Below are 16314 nucleotides of genomic sequence, written 5' to 3'. Positions count from 1 at the left end.
ACCGGCGGGCCACGGCGGCGCCCCCTCGGGACCCGCCCGCCGCCCCGCCCACCGCACCGCGAGAAGGGACACGCGCAGGCACCACGGCATCCCGCACGACAAGGAGCACGCCATGATCCAGCAGCTGATCCACGCGAGGACCCCGAAGAACGCCACCGCCCACGCTCCCGCCACCGGCGCCCCCGCGCGCGGTACGGCCCCGGCCCCCGGCCCCGGCATCCCCGCACGCCGCGCCCCCGAGGCCGCCGCCGGCTCCGTGGCCGTACCGCACCTGATGGGGCTGCGGATGCCCGCCGACCGCCCGCACCGGCACAAGGTGCCCCTGGGCCGGCTGACGGCCGTGGCGGCCTGAGCGGACGCGCGGCGCACGGGACAGGTGCCGGACATGGGAATCTGGGAGCAGCCCACCCCGGGCCCGGGGAGCGACCGGCCGGTCGTCCCGCCGGGTCCGGACTGCCCCGAGGAATCCGAGGAACCACCACCGATGAGTCCCGCCGACGGCGACCGCGACGACCGCGACCGAGTCTCCCAGCGCATCCTGATCGTCGACGACGAACCCGCGGTGCGCGAGGCGCTCCAGCGCAGTCTCGCCTTCGAGGGGTACGGCACCGAAGTGGCCGTGGACGGCGCCGACGCCCTGGAGAAGGCGGGCGCCTACCGGCCCGACCTGGTCGTCCTCGACATCCAGATGCCCCGTATGGACGGCCTGACCGCCGCCCGCCGGATCCGCGCCGCCGGCGACACCACCCCGATCCTCATGCTGACGGCCCGCGACACGGTCGGCGACCGGGTCACCGGCCTGGACGCCGGGGCCGACGACTACCTGGTCAAGCCCTTCGAGCTGGACGAGCTGTTCGCCCGGATCCGCGCGCTGCTGCGCCGCAGTTCGTACGCGGCGGCCGTGGACGCCTCCGTCGACGAGGGCGACGTGCTCGCCTTCGCCGATCTGCGCATGGACCTGGCGACCCGTGAGGTGACGCGCGGCGGGCGCCAGGTGGAGCTGACCCGCACCGAGTTCACCCTCCTGGAGATGTTCATGGCCCATCCGCGCCAGGTGCTCACCCGTGAGCAGATCCTGAAGGCGGTCTGGGGCTTCGACTTCGAACCCTCCTCCAACTCGCTCGACGTCTACGTCATGTACCTGCGCCGCAAGACCGAGGCGGGCGGTGAGCCGCGCCTGGTGCACACGGTGCGCGGGGTCGGCTACGTCCTGCGGCAGGGCGGCGCGGAGTGAGCAGGGCCCTGCGCCGCTTCCGTTCCCTGCCGATCCGCTCGCGACTGGCGCTGCTGGTGGCGGCGGCGGTGGCGTTCGGGGTGGCCGCGGTGTCGGTGACGTGCTGGTTCATCGTGCAGGGGAAACTGATCCAGCAGATCGACGACGACCTGCGGGCGGCCACGAGCCCGGTGGGCTCGCGCAGCGTGCAGAACCTCCTCGCCAGTTGCAGCAACACGCCCGGCAGCACGGACGAACGGGGCCCCGGCTCCACCGACTACTACGTCCAGATCATCGACTCCGCCGGCCGGACCTGCGTCTTCGACAATTCCGTAGGCACGGTCAAGGTGACGGGCACCGACACCGCCATCGCCCAGAACGCCGACCGGGGCCTGTCGACGCTGCACGACAGCACCGACACCAAGGGCGACCCGGTGCGCGTGCTGGCCTCCCCGCTGCTCATCGCCTCCCCGGCGGGCCCGCAGATCTACCCCGGCCACGCGCTGCTGATCGCCTCGCCCCTCAAGGACACCGACAAGACCCTCAACGACCTGGCGCTCCTGCTGCTGCTCGTGTCGGGGATAGGTGTCGTCGGGGCCGGTGCCGCGGGGCTCGCGGTGGCCCGCGCCGGTCTGCGCCCGGTCGACAAGCTCACCGAGGCCGTCGAGCACGTGGCCCGCACCGAGGACCTGGCGGTCCGCATCCCGGTCGAGGACGACAGCGAGGACGAGATCGCCCGCCTGTCCCGCTCCTTCAACTCCATGACCGCGTCCCTGGCGTCCTCCCGCGACCTCCAGCAGCAGCTGATCGCCGACGCCGGACACGAACTCCGCACGCCGCTGACCTCGCTGCGCACCAACATCGAACTGCTCACCCGCAGCGAGGAGACCGGCCGCCCGCTGCCCGAGGCCGACCGCAAGGCGCTGCTCGCCTCGGTGAAGGCCCAGATGACCGAGCTGGCCGCGCTGATCGGCGACCTCCAGGAACTGTCCCGCCCCGAGGGCCAGCGCGGCGAACGCGTCCAGGTGATCGCGCTCCAGGACACCGTCGAGTCCGCGCTGCGCCGCGCCCGGCTGCGCGGCCCGGAGCTGACCATCACCGCCGACGTCGAGCCCTGGTTCGTCCGCGCCGAACCGGCGGCCATGGAACGCGCGATCGTCAACATCCTCGACAACGCGGTGAAGTTCAGCCCCGAGGGCGGCGTGGTCGAGGTCCGGCTCTCCCACGGCGTCCTCACCGTCCGCGACCACGGGCCCGGCATCCCGGCCGACGAACTCCCGCATGTCTTCGACCGCTTCTGGCGCTCCCCCGGCGCCCGCGCCCTGCCCGGCTCGGGCCTCGGCCTCTCCATCGTCGCCCGCACCGTCCAGCAGTCCGGCGGCGAGGTCGCCCTCACCCCGGCACCCGACGGCGGCATGATCGCCACGATCCGCCTCCCGGGGGCGCCCACTCCACCGCCCGAACTGCCGTGACCTGCGGGGATGACCCGCTGTCAGTGGTCTCTTCTAGGGTGGGACCCTGAGCGTGGACGGCAGGCTGTGGGGGGGTGCCTCTATGTCCTTCGTCAAGCGAGGCGAGGGCTGCGGGGTTCGTAGAAGGTTCCGTCGCGGAGCATGGCGAACAGGACGCTGATGCGGTGGCGGGCGAGTCGGAGGAGGGCCTGGGTGTGGGTTTTGCCGCGGGCTCGGCAGCGGTCGTAGTAGGTGCGGGAGGCGGGATCGTGGAGGGCTGCGAACGCGGAGAGGAACATCGCTCGTTTCAGCTGCCGGTTGCCGCCTCTGGGGGCGTGCTCGCCGTGGAGCGACGTGCCGGACTGGCGGGTTGCCGGGGCAAGGCCGGCGTAGGAGGCCAGGTGGGCGGCGGTGGGAAAGCTGCTGCCGTCGCCGATGGTGGCCAGGAGGACTGCGGCGGTCCTGACGCCGATGCCGGGCATCGAGGTCAGGACCTGGGAAAGAGGGTGGGCCTCCAGCAGTGCCTCGATCCGCGTTTCCAGGGCCCGGCGTTGTTCGTGGACGGCGGCCAGCGACTTCGCCAGCGACGGCACGATCACGTCGAGGGTGCCGGTGCCCGGGACGACGACGGTCTGCTCGTCGAGCGCGGTGAAGATGTCGTCGACCAGCCGCTCGGCCATGCGCGGCGCCCGGGGCCGGACGACCTCGACCAGTTTGCGGCGGCCCGCTTTGCGGAGTGCTTGTGGGGATCCGTAGCGCTCGAGGAGCCAGGTCACTGCCGGATGGTCCAGGCGCGGGCCCAGGACGCGTTCGAGGCTGGGGTGGAACTGGGTGAGCAGGCCGCGGATGCGGTTGGAGGTGCGGTTGGCCTCGCCGGCGAGGTCCTGGTCGAAGCCGGCGAGCATGGTCAGCTCGGCGGTGACCTCGTCGGTCAGGTCGAGGGTGCGCAGGGTGTGGGGCATGGTGCGGGCGGCGTCCGCGATGACGGCGGCGTCCTTCGCGTCGGTCTTGGCTTCGCCGGGGTAGAGGTCGGCAATCCTGCGCATCGCCAGGCCGGGCAGGTAGGCGACCTGACAGTCGGCGTCCCGGGCGACGGTCAGCGGCAGGGCGCCGATGGAGGCGGGCTGGTCCACGACCACCAGGACGGTGCCGAACTTGGCCTTCAGCTTGTCGAAGACCGCCCGCAGCTTCGGTTCGCTGTTCGGCAGCGGCTTGTCGAAGACCGTCTTCCCGGCCGGGGTCAGTCCGTGTCCGTGATGGGTCTGCTTGCCGACGTCCAGGCCCAGGAAGACGCCCACCCCGTCGATGCTGATCACCGTGCCCCCACATGTGTCGACGTGTGCCGGCCCCGAGGTCGGGAGCCGTTCTCGCGCAGCCACGTTATGCAGACCTGCCGCCCGCGAGCAGCCGGGCATTTCGCCCGGCCAGGCGATGGTCGGACCTCTGATCAGCGTCTCCGACGGCACCCCCCGGGCCCGGTGACACCACCCCCCAGGTCATCCGATCGACAGGGGGCAACAGTCATGCCGGGCCCGGAGGCCAGCGGCCCTCTTGCAGGACCGCGAAGAAGATAACGGGGCAGAGCGGTGCGGGTGGAGCGGCATCAGGTGGGGGACGCCCGGGTGGCGGCCGCGGTGGAGGGGTTCGCCGGGCGGGTCGGGCGGCTGGTGCATTCGTTCTCGAAGGCCGGGCCGGTGACGGCGTACGAGTACCGGCTGATCACGGAGGAGTTCCTCGACTGTCTGGGGGCGCTGTCCGTGGCGGACCCGGGGCTCGGGTCGCCGGAGGCGAAGGCGGTGCTGGAGGACGCGGCGGAGGCGGCCGTGGGGGCGGTGGCGTACGCGGCGTACCACCCGGTGTACCCGTTCGACGTGTTCCTCCCCTATGTGAACTGGGGGGTCTGCCACGACCGCGAAGAGGGCGAACCGCTGCCGGTCCCCCTGCGGACGGACTGGTGGCTGGACGCGTTCTGCCTGGCCGTGCCGGCCGGGCGGGCCGAGGACCACGCGGAGACCTTCCGCTTCGCGTGGTGGGCCCGGCGCACTCCCGCCGAGAGACGGACCGGACTGCCCGACGACGAGCTGGTCAACGGCTTCCTGGCGTACGTCCTCGGGGACACGGGCGGCGAGGAGGACGGCCACCCGCCCTCCGACGAGCAGCAGGTGGCCGCGCTCGACGCGGCGATCGGGCGGGTGCGGGCGGGAGACGGCGGGGGAGGTGCCGCCGGGCCGGACGACCGGGCGGAGACCGTCGGGCTGCTCGCGCTGCGGGCGCTCGCTGCGGGAGACCGCGAGGCGTTCCGGGACGCTCTGGTGCGGCTGCTGCGGCCGGTCGCCGAGGCCGCGGGGCCGGATGCCGCCCCGCGCACACTGCTGCCGCTGCTGCCCCTCGCCCTCGCGGCCCTCGCCCACCGGCGCGAGGGCCGGCCGCCGGAGATCGAGAGCGACTATCTGCCGTACGGGCCGGTCACCGGGTTCGAGCGCGAGGGGCCGCGGGTCGGGCCCTATGGACAGGACGCGCGGTCCGGCACCCGTGCCGAACCGCCCACCGGACCGCCCATCGAACCTGCCACCGGACCTGCCGCCGGGCCGGTGCGGTTCGCGCGGCCCGAACTGCCCGGCGGGACGCGGCCGGACAGAGAGACGTGGCTCCGGGAGCAGGTGCGCGACGCGCTGGACCCCGACCCCGCCGACCCGTACGCCACCTGGGAGCTGTCGCGCGCCCTCCACCATCTGGAACTGCTGGTCACGGGCCGGGCCCGCGGGGCGGCCGATCCCGGCGAGGCGATGGCCGACGACGTGCTGCTGGGCTCGCGGTGCGGCGCCGTCGTCTTCCGCGCGGCCCTCGCCGAGCCCGGCACCGAGGTCGAGGCCGAACTCGGCGGCAGGACGGTCCGGTACGCCGCCTGGAAGGCGGACGACGGGCCCGACGCGCGCACCTGGCAGCTCGCCGTGAACCTCGCCCTGATCTCCGGCCGCCCCGACGACCTCGCCCCGCTGCTCGCGGGCGGACCGCCCGAGGAGCGCTACGGCGACACCCCGCTCACCGGCTACCGCCGCGCCCTGCACGCCCAGCTGAGCGGCACGGACCCGCGGCCCGCCCTCGACGCGGCCCTGCGGCGGTGCGCGGCGATACGCAGCTCCGCGTTCCTGCCGCCGCCGCTGGTGCTGCTCTCGCAGTTCACCGGTGGTGACGAGGAGAGCTTCAACCTGGCCCTGCTGGACGCCCTGGAGACCCATCGCGACCACTTCTCGGTGGGCGACCGGGCCGAGGGCCCCGACGCCGCCCTCAGCCTGGACGTCCTGGCGCTGGCCTGCCACGCCCGCCGCCGGGGCTGGGAGATCGGGGTCGAGTCGCCCTATCTGCCGCCCCGGCTGCTCCGGCCGGCGCGCCCGCTCCAGAGCCCGTAGGGCGAGGGGCCCGATCCGCGCGAGACCTCCGCCGCCCGGTCCCCGCTCGGTACTCTCGGACGCATGACCAGCGACGAGACCGCACCGACCGCCCGCTCACTGGAGACCGTCACCGCGCTCTCCCCGGACCAGGCCGACGCCGTCCTCGGCCTGATCGCCGCGGCGGCCCGCGCCGACGGGCAGCAGGCCGTGTCCGAACAGGGCAGGCTCCAGTTGCGCGGCGGCGCCCGCGAGGGGGTGTCGCATCTGCTGCTGCACGTCGACGGCGAACTGGCCGGGTACGCGCAGCTGGAGGACACCGACCCGGTGGAGGCACCCGCCGCCGAACTGGTCGTGCACCCGGCGCACCGCGGGCACGGACACGGCAGGGCGCTCGGCTCGGCGCTGCTGGCCGCCTCCGGACGGCGGCTGCGGGTGTGGGCGCACGGGGGGCACTCCGCCGCCCGGCACCTCGCCCAGGTCCTCGGGCTGACCCTGTTCCGCGAACTGCGGCAGATGCGGCGCCCGCTCGCCGGCTTCGACCTGCCCGAGCCGGTGTGGCCGCAGGGCGTCACCGTACGGGAGTTCGTGCCCGGCCAGGACGACGCCGCCTGGCTCGCGGTGAACGCGGAGGCGTTCGCCCACCACCCTGAGCAGGGCTCCCTCACCCAGCGGGACCTGGACGCCCGCAAGGCCGAGTCCTGGTTCGACCCGGGCGGCTTCTTCCTGGCCGAGCGCGAGGGCCGGCTGATCGGCTTCCACTGGACCAAGGTGCACGCCGAGGACGGCCTCGGCGAGGTGTACGTCCTCGGGGTGCGGCCCGGCGCGCAGGGCGGCGGCCTCGGCAAGGCGCTCACCGTGACCGGCCTGCGGCACCTGGCCGCGCGCGGTCTGCCCACCGCGATGCTGTACGTCGACGCCGACAACAAGGCGGCGGTCTCGGTCTACGAGCGGCTGGGCTTCACGACGTACGAGACGGACCTCATGTACCGGACGGAGATCTGAGGCCCGCGCTGCCCCGGTGACCGGCCGCGCGCCGGCGGCCCAGGGGGTCGGGCAGGCACGCCGCCCAGGCCAGCGCGGCGGTGACGCCGATCGCCGCCCACCACCGGTGCGCCACCGCCCAGTTCGGGTCGTCCGGGACCGGCAGCAGGCTCCACCGCTGCGGTGCCAGCAGCAGGGCGACGGCGAGCACGAGCAGGGTGAGCGCGACCGTCGTGCCCGGCGTGGGCTCGGGGCCGAAGCGCACCGTGGCCGCCGCGAGGGCCAGCGCGGTCAGCGCGACCGCCGCCGCCTCCAGGGTGAGCGGGCCGGCCGGCGGGCGGGCCCGCTCCGGCACGAGGAGCAGCGCGGCGGCCCACCACGCCGCGGCGAGCGGGGCGACGAGCGCCAGCCGCAGCGCCGCGCGCACGGGCCGCCGTACCGGCACCGCCGAGGTGGTGTGCCGGGCCGGGTCGTCGAGCAGGAACGCCAGCGCGAACCCGCCGAGCAGCGCGACCAGCCGCAGCACGACCACTCCGGCCGCCGGGCCCGGACCGCCACCGGACACCAGCCGGGTGCCGCCCGCGCAGAGCAGTGCCAGCCCGCCCGCCGCGCCGAAGACCCGCCACGGCAGCGCCCGCCACACCGGCCGGACCAGCGCGCCGATCACCCGGCGCGGCGTCCCGTCGGCGCCCCGCTCCTGACCTCCCGTCACCTCTCGCACGAGTCCGTGTCCTTCCCGTGGCCGATGCCCGGCACGTGCAGCAGTTCGGCGACCCGGGCCGTGGAGGTGCCGGGTGCGGTCAGTTCCTTCCAGTGGCCGCGTACGGCGGAGGCGACCTCCGCGTGCGGGCGGCCGAGCAGCGTGCGGACGACGTCGGTCTGGCCGGCGCTCATCAGCAGGTTGCCGGTGGGCGTCAGCGCGACGGCGCCGCCCTCGACGCTGTCGTCGATGCGGACATCGCGCAGGGAGGCGAGCGGGTCGGCGTCCCCGCCCAGGGCGAGCCACAGGACGGTGACGACGCGGCCGTCGCACAGTTCGGACCCGGCGTGCTCGTCGCCCGCGACCAGGACGGAGGCGAGGCCGACGGCGTACTCGGGGACGCGGTTGCCGCCCCAGCGGGTGCCGACCGTGACCGTGCCGGGCACGGTGGACGGGTCGTAGAAGGGGTCGTTGTCCAGGCCGTAGCGCGCCTCGACGCGCTGGCGCACGGTCAGCGGGCGGGTGGCGGCGGTGCCCCCGGCCAGGCCGCGGACACGGTCGGTGGTCCTCGCCCAGGCCCCGGTGCGGCCGGTCCACTCGGGCAGCGCGCAGTACGTGGTGGCGCCGTGCGCCGTGCAGCGCTCGACGGCCTCCGGGTGCGCGGACACCTGGGCGCGGGCCGCCAGAAGCGCGGCGGAGGGCCCCTGGGACTGGCCGGCGATGCCGGTGGCGGTCGCGGCGAGCGCGAGCGCGGTGAGCGCCGCGACGCCGGTGGAGCGCCCGCCCGAACGCAGCAGGGCGGCACCCAGCAGCAGGACGACGAGGCCCGCCAGATAGAGGGCGTGCCAGGCGGCCGGGCGGCCCACCAGGTCGGAGGGGAACGGGTCGGCGCCGCTCTCGGTGACGACCGGGGACAGCCAGCGCTTCCAGTGGGCGCCGCCCGTCGCCGTGGTGAGGAACAGACCGGCCAGCAGCACGCCGACGACGACGAGCGGCGCGGCGTGCACCGAGGGGACCAGCCGGGCCAGCAGCACGCCCGCGACCCCGCCGAGCAGGGTCACCAGCGGCGCCACCGACAGCTCGGCGAGCGAGCCGTGGCCGACCGCGCCCGGCTCCAGCGCGTCCGAGGTGAAGCGGGCGGCGACGACGAGGGCGGTGAGCAGCGCGAACGGCACGACGGACAGGGCGTGGGCGAGGGTGCGCCGCCACGGCTCCATGACCAGCACGCCGAACTGCTCGTCGGTGCCCCGGCGCAGGGAGCGCAGCACGGCCCGGTCGGCGCAGACGAACAGGGCGAGGCCGAGCAGCAGTCCGCCGCTCTGGGTGGCCCGGTCGGCGTCCTGGAGGGCGGGGTGGTCGGCCATGCCCTCCCGGCCGGTCAGTTCGTGCCAGCCGGTGTGGCCGGAGTAGATCTGCCAGGCGGTCGCGGCGACGTACACCGCGAAGAAGACCAGCACCACGGGGTGCCGGGCCAGTTCGCGGGTCTCGGCGCGGGCCAGGGCGAGGACGGCGCGGGCGCGCGGGCCGCGCGGGCCGCCGTCGGCGGCGGTCGCGGCCGGGTGCGCCGGGCGTGCGGTGGTCGTCGTCATCACGCCGCCGCCTCGCTGCCGGAGTCGTCGAGGGCCAGCAGGTAGCCGTCCTCCAGGGTGGGTTCGAGCAGGCGGGCGCCCTCAGGCGGATCGCCGACGTTGCGGAAGTCGCCGGTGCCGGTGCGCCAGCCGGCGCGGGCGGCCGGGTCGCGCTCGGTGCCGCTCCACACCCGGCCCGCGGCCTGCGCGGTCAGTTCGGCGGGGGTGCCCTCGAAGCGGATCCGGCCGCCGGCCATGACGATCACGTGGTTGCAGAGCATCGCGACGTCCTCGGTCTGGTGGGTGGACAGCAGCACGGTGCGGCCCTCGGCGGTACGGGTGACCAGGTCCCGGAAGCGCATCCGCTGCTCGGGGTCGAGGCCGACGGTGGGTTCGTCCAGCACCACGAAGCGGGGGGCGCCGACGAGCGCGGCGGCGAGGGCCACGCGCTGGCGCATGCCGCCGGAGAGCTTCTTGATGCGCCGTCCGCGTACGTCGCCGAGCCCGGCCTCCTCCAGGGCGCGCCGCACCGCGCGGTGGCGGGCGCCGCGGTCGGTCAGCTCCTTCAGGATCGCCACGTAGTCGACGAAGGCGAACGCGGTGAAGTCCGGGTGCAGTCCCGGGTTCTGCGGCAGGTAGCCGAGCAGGCGGCGCAGAGCCAGACGGCCGGCCGTGGTGCCCGGGTCGTGGCCGAGCACGGTGAACGCGCCCCGGTCGGCGGGCACGGCCGTGGCCAGCACCCGCAACAGGGTCGTCTTCCCGGCGCCGTTGGGCCCGAGCAGCCCGGTGATGCCCTCCTCCAGCCGCAGCGACACGTCGTCGAGCGCGGCGACGCCGCCGTAGCGGAGGGTGAGCCCGGAGGCGGAGACGGTGACGGTCACGAGGCACTCCCGTGCAGAGGATCGAAGCGGGTCGCGGTCATGGGGGCGGGGCCGGGGCCGGGGGCGGGATCCGGGGTGGCGACGGCGCCCGGGGTGGCGGGGGTCAGAGCTTGCGGCGCGGGCGTCACGGCCGGTGGTTCCCGTACGGCAGGTCCCCGTGCGGGGGGCGGGCCGTGGCCATGTCGAAGCGGTCGCGCAGCCGGTAGAGGAGGGCGGCGGCGAGGGCGGCGACCGCGGCGGCCGTGCCCTGGCCGGCGGCCGTGAACGGCGGCAGGGGCGCGTCCCCGTGCCGGGTCGCCTCCGCCGCCAGCAGGAGGGCGGTCCAGGCGCCGCCGGTCAGGGCGGGGGCGAGGACCGGGCCGAGGCGGGGGGTGAGGGCGAGGCCGGTCGAGGTGAGGGCGAGCGCGGGCAGCAGCCAGGCCAGGGCGCGCGGCCCGTAGCCGGGCAGGGCGAGGGTGGCGAGGCCGTTGACGCCGAGCGCGGCGACCAGCACCGCGACCGCGCGCGTCAGCACCAGCCGGAACCCGTGCATCGGGGCGACCACGGCCATCTCGTACGCCGGGTCGAACGCGGGCCCGTAGGCGAGGGCGACGCCCGCCAGCGGGAGGAGCGGGGCGAGCGCGAGGAACAGGGTGGGCGAGTCCGGGCCGCGCAGGGTGTCGGAGACCGCCGCCGTCATCACCAGGACCGCGGTGACCGCGATCAGCCACGACCGGCGCAGCACCGGCGTGGCGGCCAGCAGCCGCGCGGTGTGGCCGGCGACGCCGCAGCGCACCAGCAGCGCCTCCAGCGGGCCGGGGCGGGGCGCGTCCAGTTCGGCGTCCAGCCGGGCCCAGCCCTCGTCCAGCGCGGCCTGGTCGGCGAGCGCGGCGAGCCGGGCCCGGCACCCGGCGCAGCCGGCGAGGTGGGTGTCGGCGGACCACAGCAGGGGTGCGGTGAGTTCGCCGCGGTCGTAGGCGCGCAGGTCCTCGTCGGCGAGGTGCCAGGTCTTCCGGGGTGTCGTTCCGCCGCTCATGCCAGCGCCTCCCGCAGTTGCTTGCGGGCGCGCAGGGCCCGCGTCTTGACCGTGCCGGGCGGGATGCCGAGCAGGACGGCCGCCTCCCGGGTGGTGAGTCCGTCGACGACCGTGGCCTGGAGTACGGCCCGCAGTTCCGGCGAGAGCCGGGTGAGGGCGCCCGCGAGGTCCCCGTGCTCGACGCCCGCGAGGACGCGTTCCTCGGCGGACGCCTCGTCGCGGTGGCGCAGCCGGGTCAGGGCCTGGCGCAGCCTGCCGCGCGCGCCGTCGCCGCGCAGGGCGTCGATCAGCCGGCGCGAGCCGATCCGCCACAGCCAGCCGGCCGCGTCCTGGGCGGCGGCCTCCTCCCGGTAGCGCGCCGTGCCGCGCCACACCGCGAGGAAGGTCTCCTGGACGACGTCGTCGACCATCGCCGGGTCGGCGCAGCGTCCGCGCAGCCGGGCGGCCAGCCACGGCGCGTACCGCCGGTACAGCTCCTCGAAGGCGCGCCGGTCGCGGTCCGCCGCGATGGCCCGCAGCAGTTCCCCGTCGCTTCTCGTTCCGCTCACATCTCCTCTTCGGACGGACCCCGCGTACCGGTTCACGGCACACGCGACCCGAATCCGGGCCGGCCGGGAGGCCCGCCGGTCACCCGGTGGGCTTCTGGCCGGCCGGGGACGGTCCCTGCCAGGTTCCCCCACGGCCGGGACCGGCCCCCGGTGGGCCCCCGGCCGGGGACCCACCGGCAGATCCCACGAGGCTTCGGGCAGCCCGGGACGGCCCCAGGCCCCTGGCCGTCCGGCACACCGACCGCCACCGCCGCCACCCCGACCCGGCACACCGACCGCCACCGCCGCCACCCCGACCCGGCACACCGACCACGACCGCCCCCCGCCCCGGCAAAAGCACCGTCCCACCCCCGGAGGGCCCCGCCCCCGCAGGCCGCCCCCCGATATCCCGCACGTCATGTCTCCGTAACCGTTGATTCAGACGGGCTTGCGACGCTCGGCCAATGAGACCCGCCGTGCCTGAGCCTGCGCCGCCCCCGGAGGGGACCGCAGCCGTGCTCCCGCCCGCGCCTTCCGACGCGCCTGTCCCCCTCCCCGCGCGGAAGAATGGATTTATGAGCCAGCCAGACGCCCAGGCAGCAGCGCAGCAGGTCCCGCACCCCCAGCCCTCCGTGGGCGCCCTCGCGGCCCACCGCCCGCACACCGTGGCCGCGGCCGTCTCCGATCTGGAACCCGACATCGACGCCGATCTGGACGTCTACGAGGAGCCCGGGGAGGGCGGGGACGGCGAGGAGCGGCTGCCGCAGGGCCGCTTCCTCGACCGGGAGCGCAGCTGGCTCGCCTTCAACGAACGCGTGCTGGAGCTGGCCGAGGACCCGGACACCCCGCTGCTGGAGCGGGCCAACTTCCTCGCGATCTTCGCCAGCAACCTGGACGAGTTCTTCATGGTCCGGGTGGCCGGCCTCAAGCGCCGTATCGCCACCGGGGTGGCCACCCGCTCCGCCTCCGGGCTCCAGCCGCGCGAGGTGCTGGAGATGATCTGGGCCCGCTCGCGCGAACTCATGGCCCGGCACGCCGCCTGCTACCACGAGGACGTCGCCCCGGCGCTCGCCGAGGAGGGCATCCACCTGGTCCGCTGGGGCGAGCTGGCCGAGAAGGAGCAGGCCCGCCTGTTCACGCTGTTCCGGCAGCGCATCTTCCCGGTGCTGACCCCGCTGGCCGTGGACCCCGCGCACCCCTTCCCGTACATCTCCGGCCTCTCCCTGAACCTGGCCGTCGTGGTGCGCAACCCGGTCACCGGGCACCGCCACTTCGCCCGCGTCAAGGTGCCGCCGCTGCTCAACCGCTTCCTGGAGAGCTCACCGGGCCGCTACGTCCCCCTGGAGGACGTGATCGCCGCCCATCTGGAGGAGCTGTTCCCGGGCATGGAGGTCCTGGAGCACCACACCTTCCGCCTCACCCGCAACGAGGACCTGGAGGTGGAGGAGGACGACACCGAGAACCTGCTCCAGGCCCTGGAGAAGGAGCTGATGCGGCGCCGCTTCGGGCCGCCGGTGCGCCTGGAGGTGGAGGAGTCCATCGACCGGGAGGTGCTCGACCTGCTGGTGCGCGAGCTGAAGATCAGCGAGGCCGAGGTCTACCCGCTGCCCGGCCCGCTCGACCTCACCGGCCTGTTCCGCATCCACAGCCTGGACCGGCCCGAGCTGAAGTACCCCAAGTTCGTCGCCGGGACCCACCGTGACCTCGCCGAGGTCGAGTCGTCGACCCCGCCGGACATCTTCGCCGCGCTGCGCAGCCGCGACGTGCTGCTGCACCACCCCTACGACTCGTTCTCCACGTCCGTGCAGGCGTTCCTGGAGCAGGCCGCCGCCGACCCGGACGTGCTGGCCATCAAGCAGACCCTGTACCGGACCTCGGGCGACTCCCCCATAGTCGACGCGCTCATCGACGCCGCCGAGTCCGGCAAGCAGGTCCTCGTGCTGGTCGAGATCAAGGCCCGCTTCGACGAGCACGCCAACATCAAGTGGGCGCGCAAGCTGGAGGAGGCCGGCTGCCATGTCGTCTACGGGCTCGTCGGCCTGAAGACGCACTGCAAGCTGTCCCTGGTGGTCCGCCAGGAGGGCGACGACACGCTGCGCCGCTACAGCCACGTCGGCACCGGCAACTACCACCCCAAGACCGCCCGCCTGTACGAGGACCTCGGGCTGCTCACCGCCGACCCGCAGGTCGGCGCGGACCTCTCCGACCTGTTCAACCGGCTCTCCGGCTACTCCCGCCGCGAGACCTACCGCCGGCTGCTGGTCGCCCCCAAGTCCCTGCGCGACGGCCTGATCTCCCGCATCAACAAGGAGATACAGCACCACCGGGCGGGCCGCCCCGCCTTCATCCGTATCAAGGTCAACTCGATGGTCGACGAGGCCGTCGTGGACGCGCTGTACGGCGCCTCCCAGGCGGGCGTGCCCGTCGACGTGTGGGTGCGCGGCATCTGCGCCCTGCGCCCCGGCGTGCCGGGCCTGTCGGAGAACATCCGCGTCCGCTCGATCCTCGGCCGCTTCCTGGAGCACTCCCGGGTCTTCGCGTTCGGCGGGGGCGGCGAGCCGGAGGTGTGGATCGGCAGCGCCGACATGATGCACCGCAACCTCGACCGCCGTATCGAGGCGCTGGTCCGGGTCACCGACCCGGGTCACCGGGCGGCCCTGAACCGGCTGCTGGAGACCGGCATGGCCGACACCACGTCCTCCTGGCACCTCGGCCCGGACGGCGACTGGACCCGGCACGCGAGTGACGCGGACGGCCAGCCCCTGCGCAACATCCAGGAGACGCTCATAGACGCCCGGAGGCGCCGGCGTGGCACAGCAACACCTTGACCCGACGGAGAACCCCACCGCCGCCGGGCCGCCGGGCGGGCCCGCCGAGCCGGGCGGCGGCACGGGCGCGGACGCCCTGGCGGCCTATCTGCGGGCCCAGGCCACGGAGTTCCTGAGGGCGCTGCGCCTGCACCGCGAGGCGGGGCCCGCGGCGGGCGCCGGCGAGGAGGCCGCCGAAGCGGCGCGCGCCCTGCGCCGCTCGGCCCGCCGCATCAGCGGCAGCCTGCACACCTTCCGCGGCGCCCTGGACGAGACCTGGGCGGAGGAGCTGCGTCCCGAACTGGCCTGGCTGTCGGGCACCCTGGCCCGCGAGCACGCCTGCCAGGCCCGGCTGGACCGGCTGCTGGCCGCGCTGCACCGGCTCTCCGGTCCGGCCGGACCAGCCGGACCGGCTGGCTTCCCCGGCGCCGCGGCCGCGGGCGGCGGCCGCGCCGACCTGGCCGCAGCCAGCCGGAGCGCCGCCGTGCCGGGCGGCCGCACCGCCCCGGCGGCCGGCGGCGCCGTGGGGCTCCGGGCGCCGGCGCCCGCGGCGGACCGCGGCAGCCTCACCGTGGGCGCCGCCAAGGCGGGCGCGCTGCTGGACCGCCAGCTCACCCTGGCCCGCACCCGCGCCCACTCCACCGCGCTCCAGGCGCTGGGCTCCAGCCGCTTCCACGCCGTCGCCGACAAGGTCGCCGTCCTCGCCAGCGACGTGCCCCTCACCCCCGCCGCGCACACCACGGACCTGCGCGCCCTGGCCGCGGCCGCCGAGGAGCGCCTGGCCGACGCGGTCGCCGCCCTGCCGCTGGTCACCGCGGGCAGCCCCTACAACGCGGAGGCGCTGATCCACGGCCTGTCCCCGGACCCGGCCCCGCACCCGCAGGACGCCCCCTGGCACCAGGTCCGGCTGCTGCTGCGGCTGCACCGCTACGCCCAGGAGGCCCTGCGCGGCGGGCCCCCGGCCGGCGGGACGGCCGGCCCGGACAGCCCAGGCAGCCCGGACGGCCCGCACACGGGCGCGGACGGGGCCGGTGCGCGGCTGCCCGCCGCCGGCCGCGCCCTGGACCGGCACCGCGACGCCTCGGAGGCCGCCGCGGCGGCGGCCTCGGCGGCCCGCACCCCGCGCATCGCCCCGGCGACGGCGTACGCGCTCGGGGTGCTCCACGCCGACCAGCGGCACGAGGTGGAGGCGGCCCGGTTCGTCTTCCAGCAGTCCTGGCCGGTCCGGGCCGTGGGCGCGGGCTGAGGGGCGGAGGACCGGGTGGCATCCGCGAAGGACACCGTGGTGGCGGCGGCCGGCTGTGTGCTGTGGCGCCGCTCGCCGGTGGACGGCACGCTCGAACTCTGCGTGATCCACCGGCCGAAGTACGACGACTGGTCCTGGCCCAAGGGCAAGCTGAAGCGCGGCGAGGACCCGCTCGCGGGGGCGCTGCGCGAGGTCCTGGAGGAGACCGGGCACCCCGCCGTGCCCGGCCCGGAGCTGAGCACCGTGGCCTATCTGGCCGACGGGCGCCCCAAGCGGGTGCGCTACTGGGCCGCCGAGGCCGGGCCCGGCCGCTTCGTGCCGGGCCGGGAGGTGGACCGGCTGCGCTGGCTCGCTCCGGCCGCCGCCCGCGACCGGCTCACCCGGGCCCGCGACCGCGAGTTGGTCGGCGAACTGCTGCGCGCGCTGGAGGGGAGCGTCCCGCGGCCGCCCACCACGTGACCCTCAGCCACCCGCCACTCGCCACTCGCCATCCACCGCCCGCCGCCCGCCGCCCGCCGCCCGCCGCCCGAGCC

At 75.6% G+C, this 16314-nt stretch carries 14 protein-coding genes; 8 read left to right on the top strand and 6 right to left on the bottom strand.

Going from position 1 to position 16314, the window contains the following annotated elements:
* Positions 1–112: 112 nt before the first annotated feature.
* From R4Z62_RS18270 to R4Z62_RS18260, 3 genes are all read left to right on the top strand, one after another.
* On the top strand, positions 113–352 hold the full coding sequence (locus R4Z62_RS18270; RefSeq protein WP_491520358.1) for a hypothetical protein: 240 nt from the start codon (positions 113–115) through the stop codon (positions 350–352).
* Between the two features lie 132 nt (positions 353–484).
* A complete protein-coding gene (locus R4Z62_RS18265; RefSeq protein WP_064533870.1) occupies positions 485–1234 on the top strand; it encodes a response regulator transcription factor in 750 nt (249 codons plus the stop codon).
* The gene (locus tag R4Z62_RS18260; protein ID WP_491520357.1) at positions 1231–2685 is read left to right on the top strand and encodes a HAMP domain-containing sensor histidine kinase; all 1455 of its coding nucleotides are present in this window, start codon (positions 1231–1233) and stop codon (positions 2683–2685) included. The genes R4Z62_RS18265 and R4Z62_RS18260 overlap by 4 nt, the downstream gene beginning before the upstream one ends.
* Before the next feature lie 92 nt (positions 2686–2777).
* On the opposite strand, the gene R4Z62_RS18255 is transcribed toward R4Z62_RS18260, so the two are convergent.
* Positions 2778–3980 carry an IS110 family RNA-guided transposase gene (locus R4Z62_RS18255; RefSeq protein ID WP_491518842.1) on the bottom strand — a complete coding sequence of 401 codons (1203 nt, stop codon included), beginning with the start codon at positions 3978–3980 and terminating at the stop codon, positions 2778–2780.
* Positions 3981–4256: 276 nt separating this feature from the next.
* Between R4Z62_RS18255 and R4Z62_RS18250 the strand changes: the two genes are divergently transcribed.
* On the top strand, positions 4257–6074 hold the full coding sequence (locus R4Z62_RS18250) for an immunity 49 family protein (RefSeq protein WP_491520356.1): 1818 nt from the start codon (positions 4257–4259) through the stop codon (positions 6072–6074).
* Positions 6075–6137: 63 nt separating this feature from the next.
* Positions 6138–7058 carry a mycothiol synthase gene (gene mshD / locus R4Z62_RS18245; protein WP_382847090.1) on the top strand — a complete coding sequence of 307 codons (921 nt, stop codon included), beginning with the start codon at positions 6138–6140 and terminating at the stop codon, positions 7056–7058.
* Here the strand turns inward: mshD and R4Z62_RS18240 are convergent.
* The 5 genes from R4Z62_RS18240 to R4Z62_RS18220 form a co-directional block, all read right to left on the bottom strand.
* Positions 7036–7704 (bottom strand): hypothetical protein, encoded by a 669-nt coding sequence (locus R4Z62_RS18240; protein WP_064533874.1) that lies wholly within the window; start codon positions 7702–7704, stop codon positions 7036–7038. The genes mshD and R4Z62_RS18240 overlap by 23 nt on opposite strands.
* Positions 7705–7745: 41 nt before the next feature.
* Positions 7746–9326 carry an ABC transporter permease gene (locus tag R4Z62_RS18235; RefSeq protein ID WP_491520355.1) on the bottom strand — a complete coding sequence of 527 codons (1581 nt, stop codon included), beginning with the start codon at positions 9324–9326 and terminating at the stop codon, positions 7746–7748.
* The gene (locus tag R4Z62_RS18230) at positions 9326–10186 is read right to left on the bottom strand and encodes an ATP-binding cassette domain-containing protein (protein ID WP_355479469.1); all 861 of its coding nucleotides are present in this window, start codon (positions 10184–10186) and stop codon (positions 9326–9328) included. The genes R4Z62_RS18235 and R4Z62_RS18230 overlap by 1 nt, the downstream gene beginning before the upstream one ends.
* 124 nt (positions 10187–10310) lie before the next feature.
* Positions 10311–11201, bottom strand: coding sequence for a zf-HC2 domain-containing protein (locus R4Z62_RS18225; RefSeq protein ID WP_491520354.1), 891 nt, complete (start codon positions 11199–11201; stop codon positions 10311–10313).
* A complete protein-coding gene (locus tag R4Z62_RS18220; protein WP_064533878.1) occupies positions 11198–11749 on the bottom strand; it encodes an RNA polymerase sigma factor in 552 nt (183 codons plus the stop codon). Before R4Z62_RS18220 ends, R4Z62_RS18225 begins: the two co-directional genes overlap by 4 nt.
* 443 nt (positions 11750–12192) lie before the next feature.
* Here R4Z62_RS18220 and R4Z62_RS18215 point away from each other — a divergent pair, with 443 nt between their 5' ends.
* From R4Z62_RS18215 to R4Z62_RS18205, 3 genes are read left to right on the top strand one after another with little or no spacing between them, the layout of a single operon-like run.
* A complete protein-coding gene (locus tag R4Z62_RS18215; RefSeq protein ID WP_382847096.1) occupies positions 12193–14556 on the top strand; it encodes an RNA degradosome polyphosphate kinase in 2364 nt (787 codons plus the stop codon).
* Complete coding sequence (locus tag R4Z62_RS18210) at positions 14537–15781, top strand: CHAD domain-containing protein (RefSeq protein ID WP_491520353.1); 1245 nt, start codon at positions 14537–14539, stop codon at positions 15779–15781. The genes R4Z62_RS18215 and R4Z62_RS18210 overlap by 20 nt, the downstream gene beginning before the upstream one ends.
* 15 nt (positions 15782–15796) lie before the next feature.
* Positions 15797–16240 (top strand): NUDIX hydrolase, encoded by a 444-nt coding sequence (locus tag R4Z62_RS18205; RefSeq protein WP_064533881.1) that lies wholly within the window; start codon positions 15797–15799, stop codon positions 16238–16240.
* The last annotated feature ends 74 nt before the right edge of the window (positions 16241–16314 follow it).

This window comes from Streptomyces sp. PL-25, from assembly GCF_058344915.1.
This window is presented reverse-complemented; position numbering and strand designations above follow the sequence as displayed.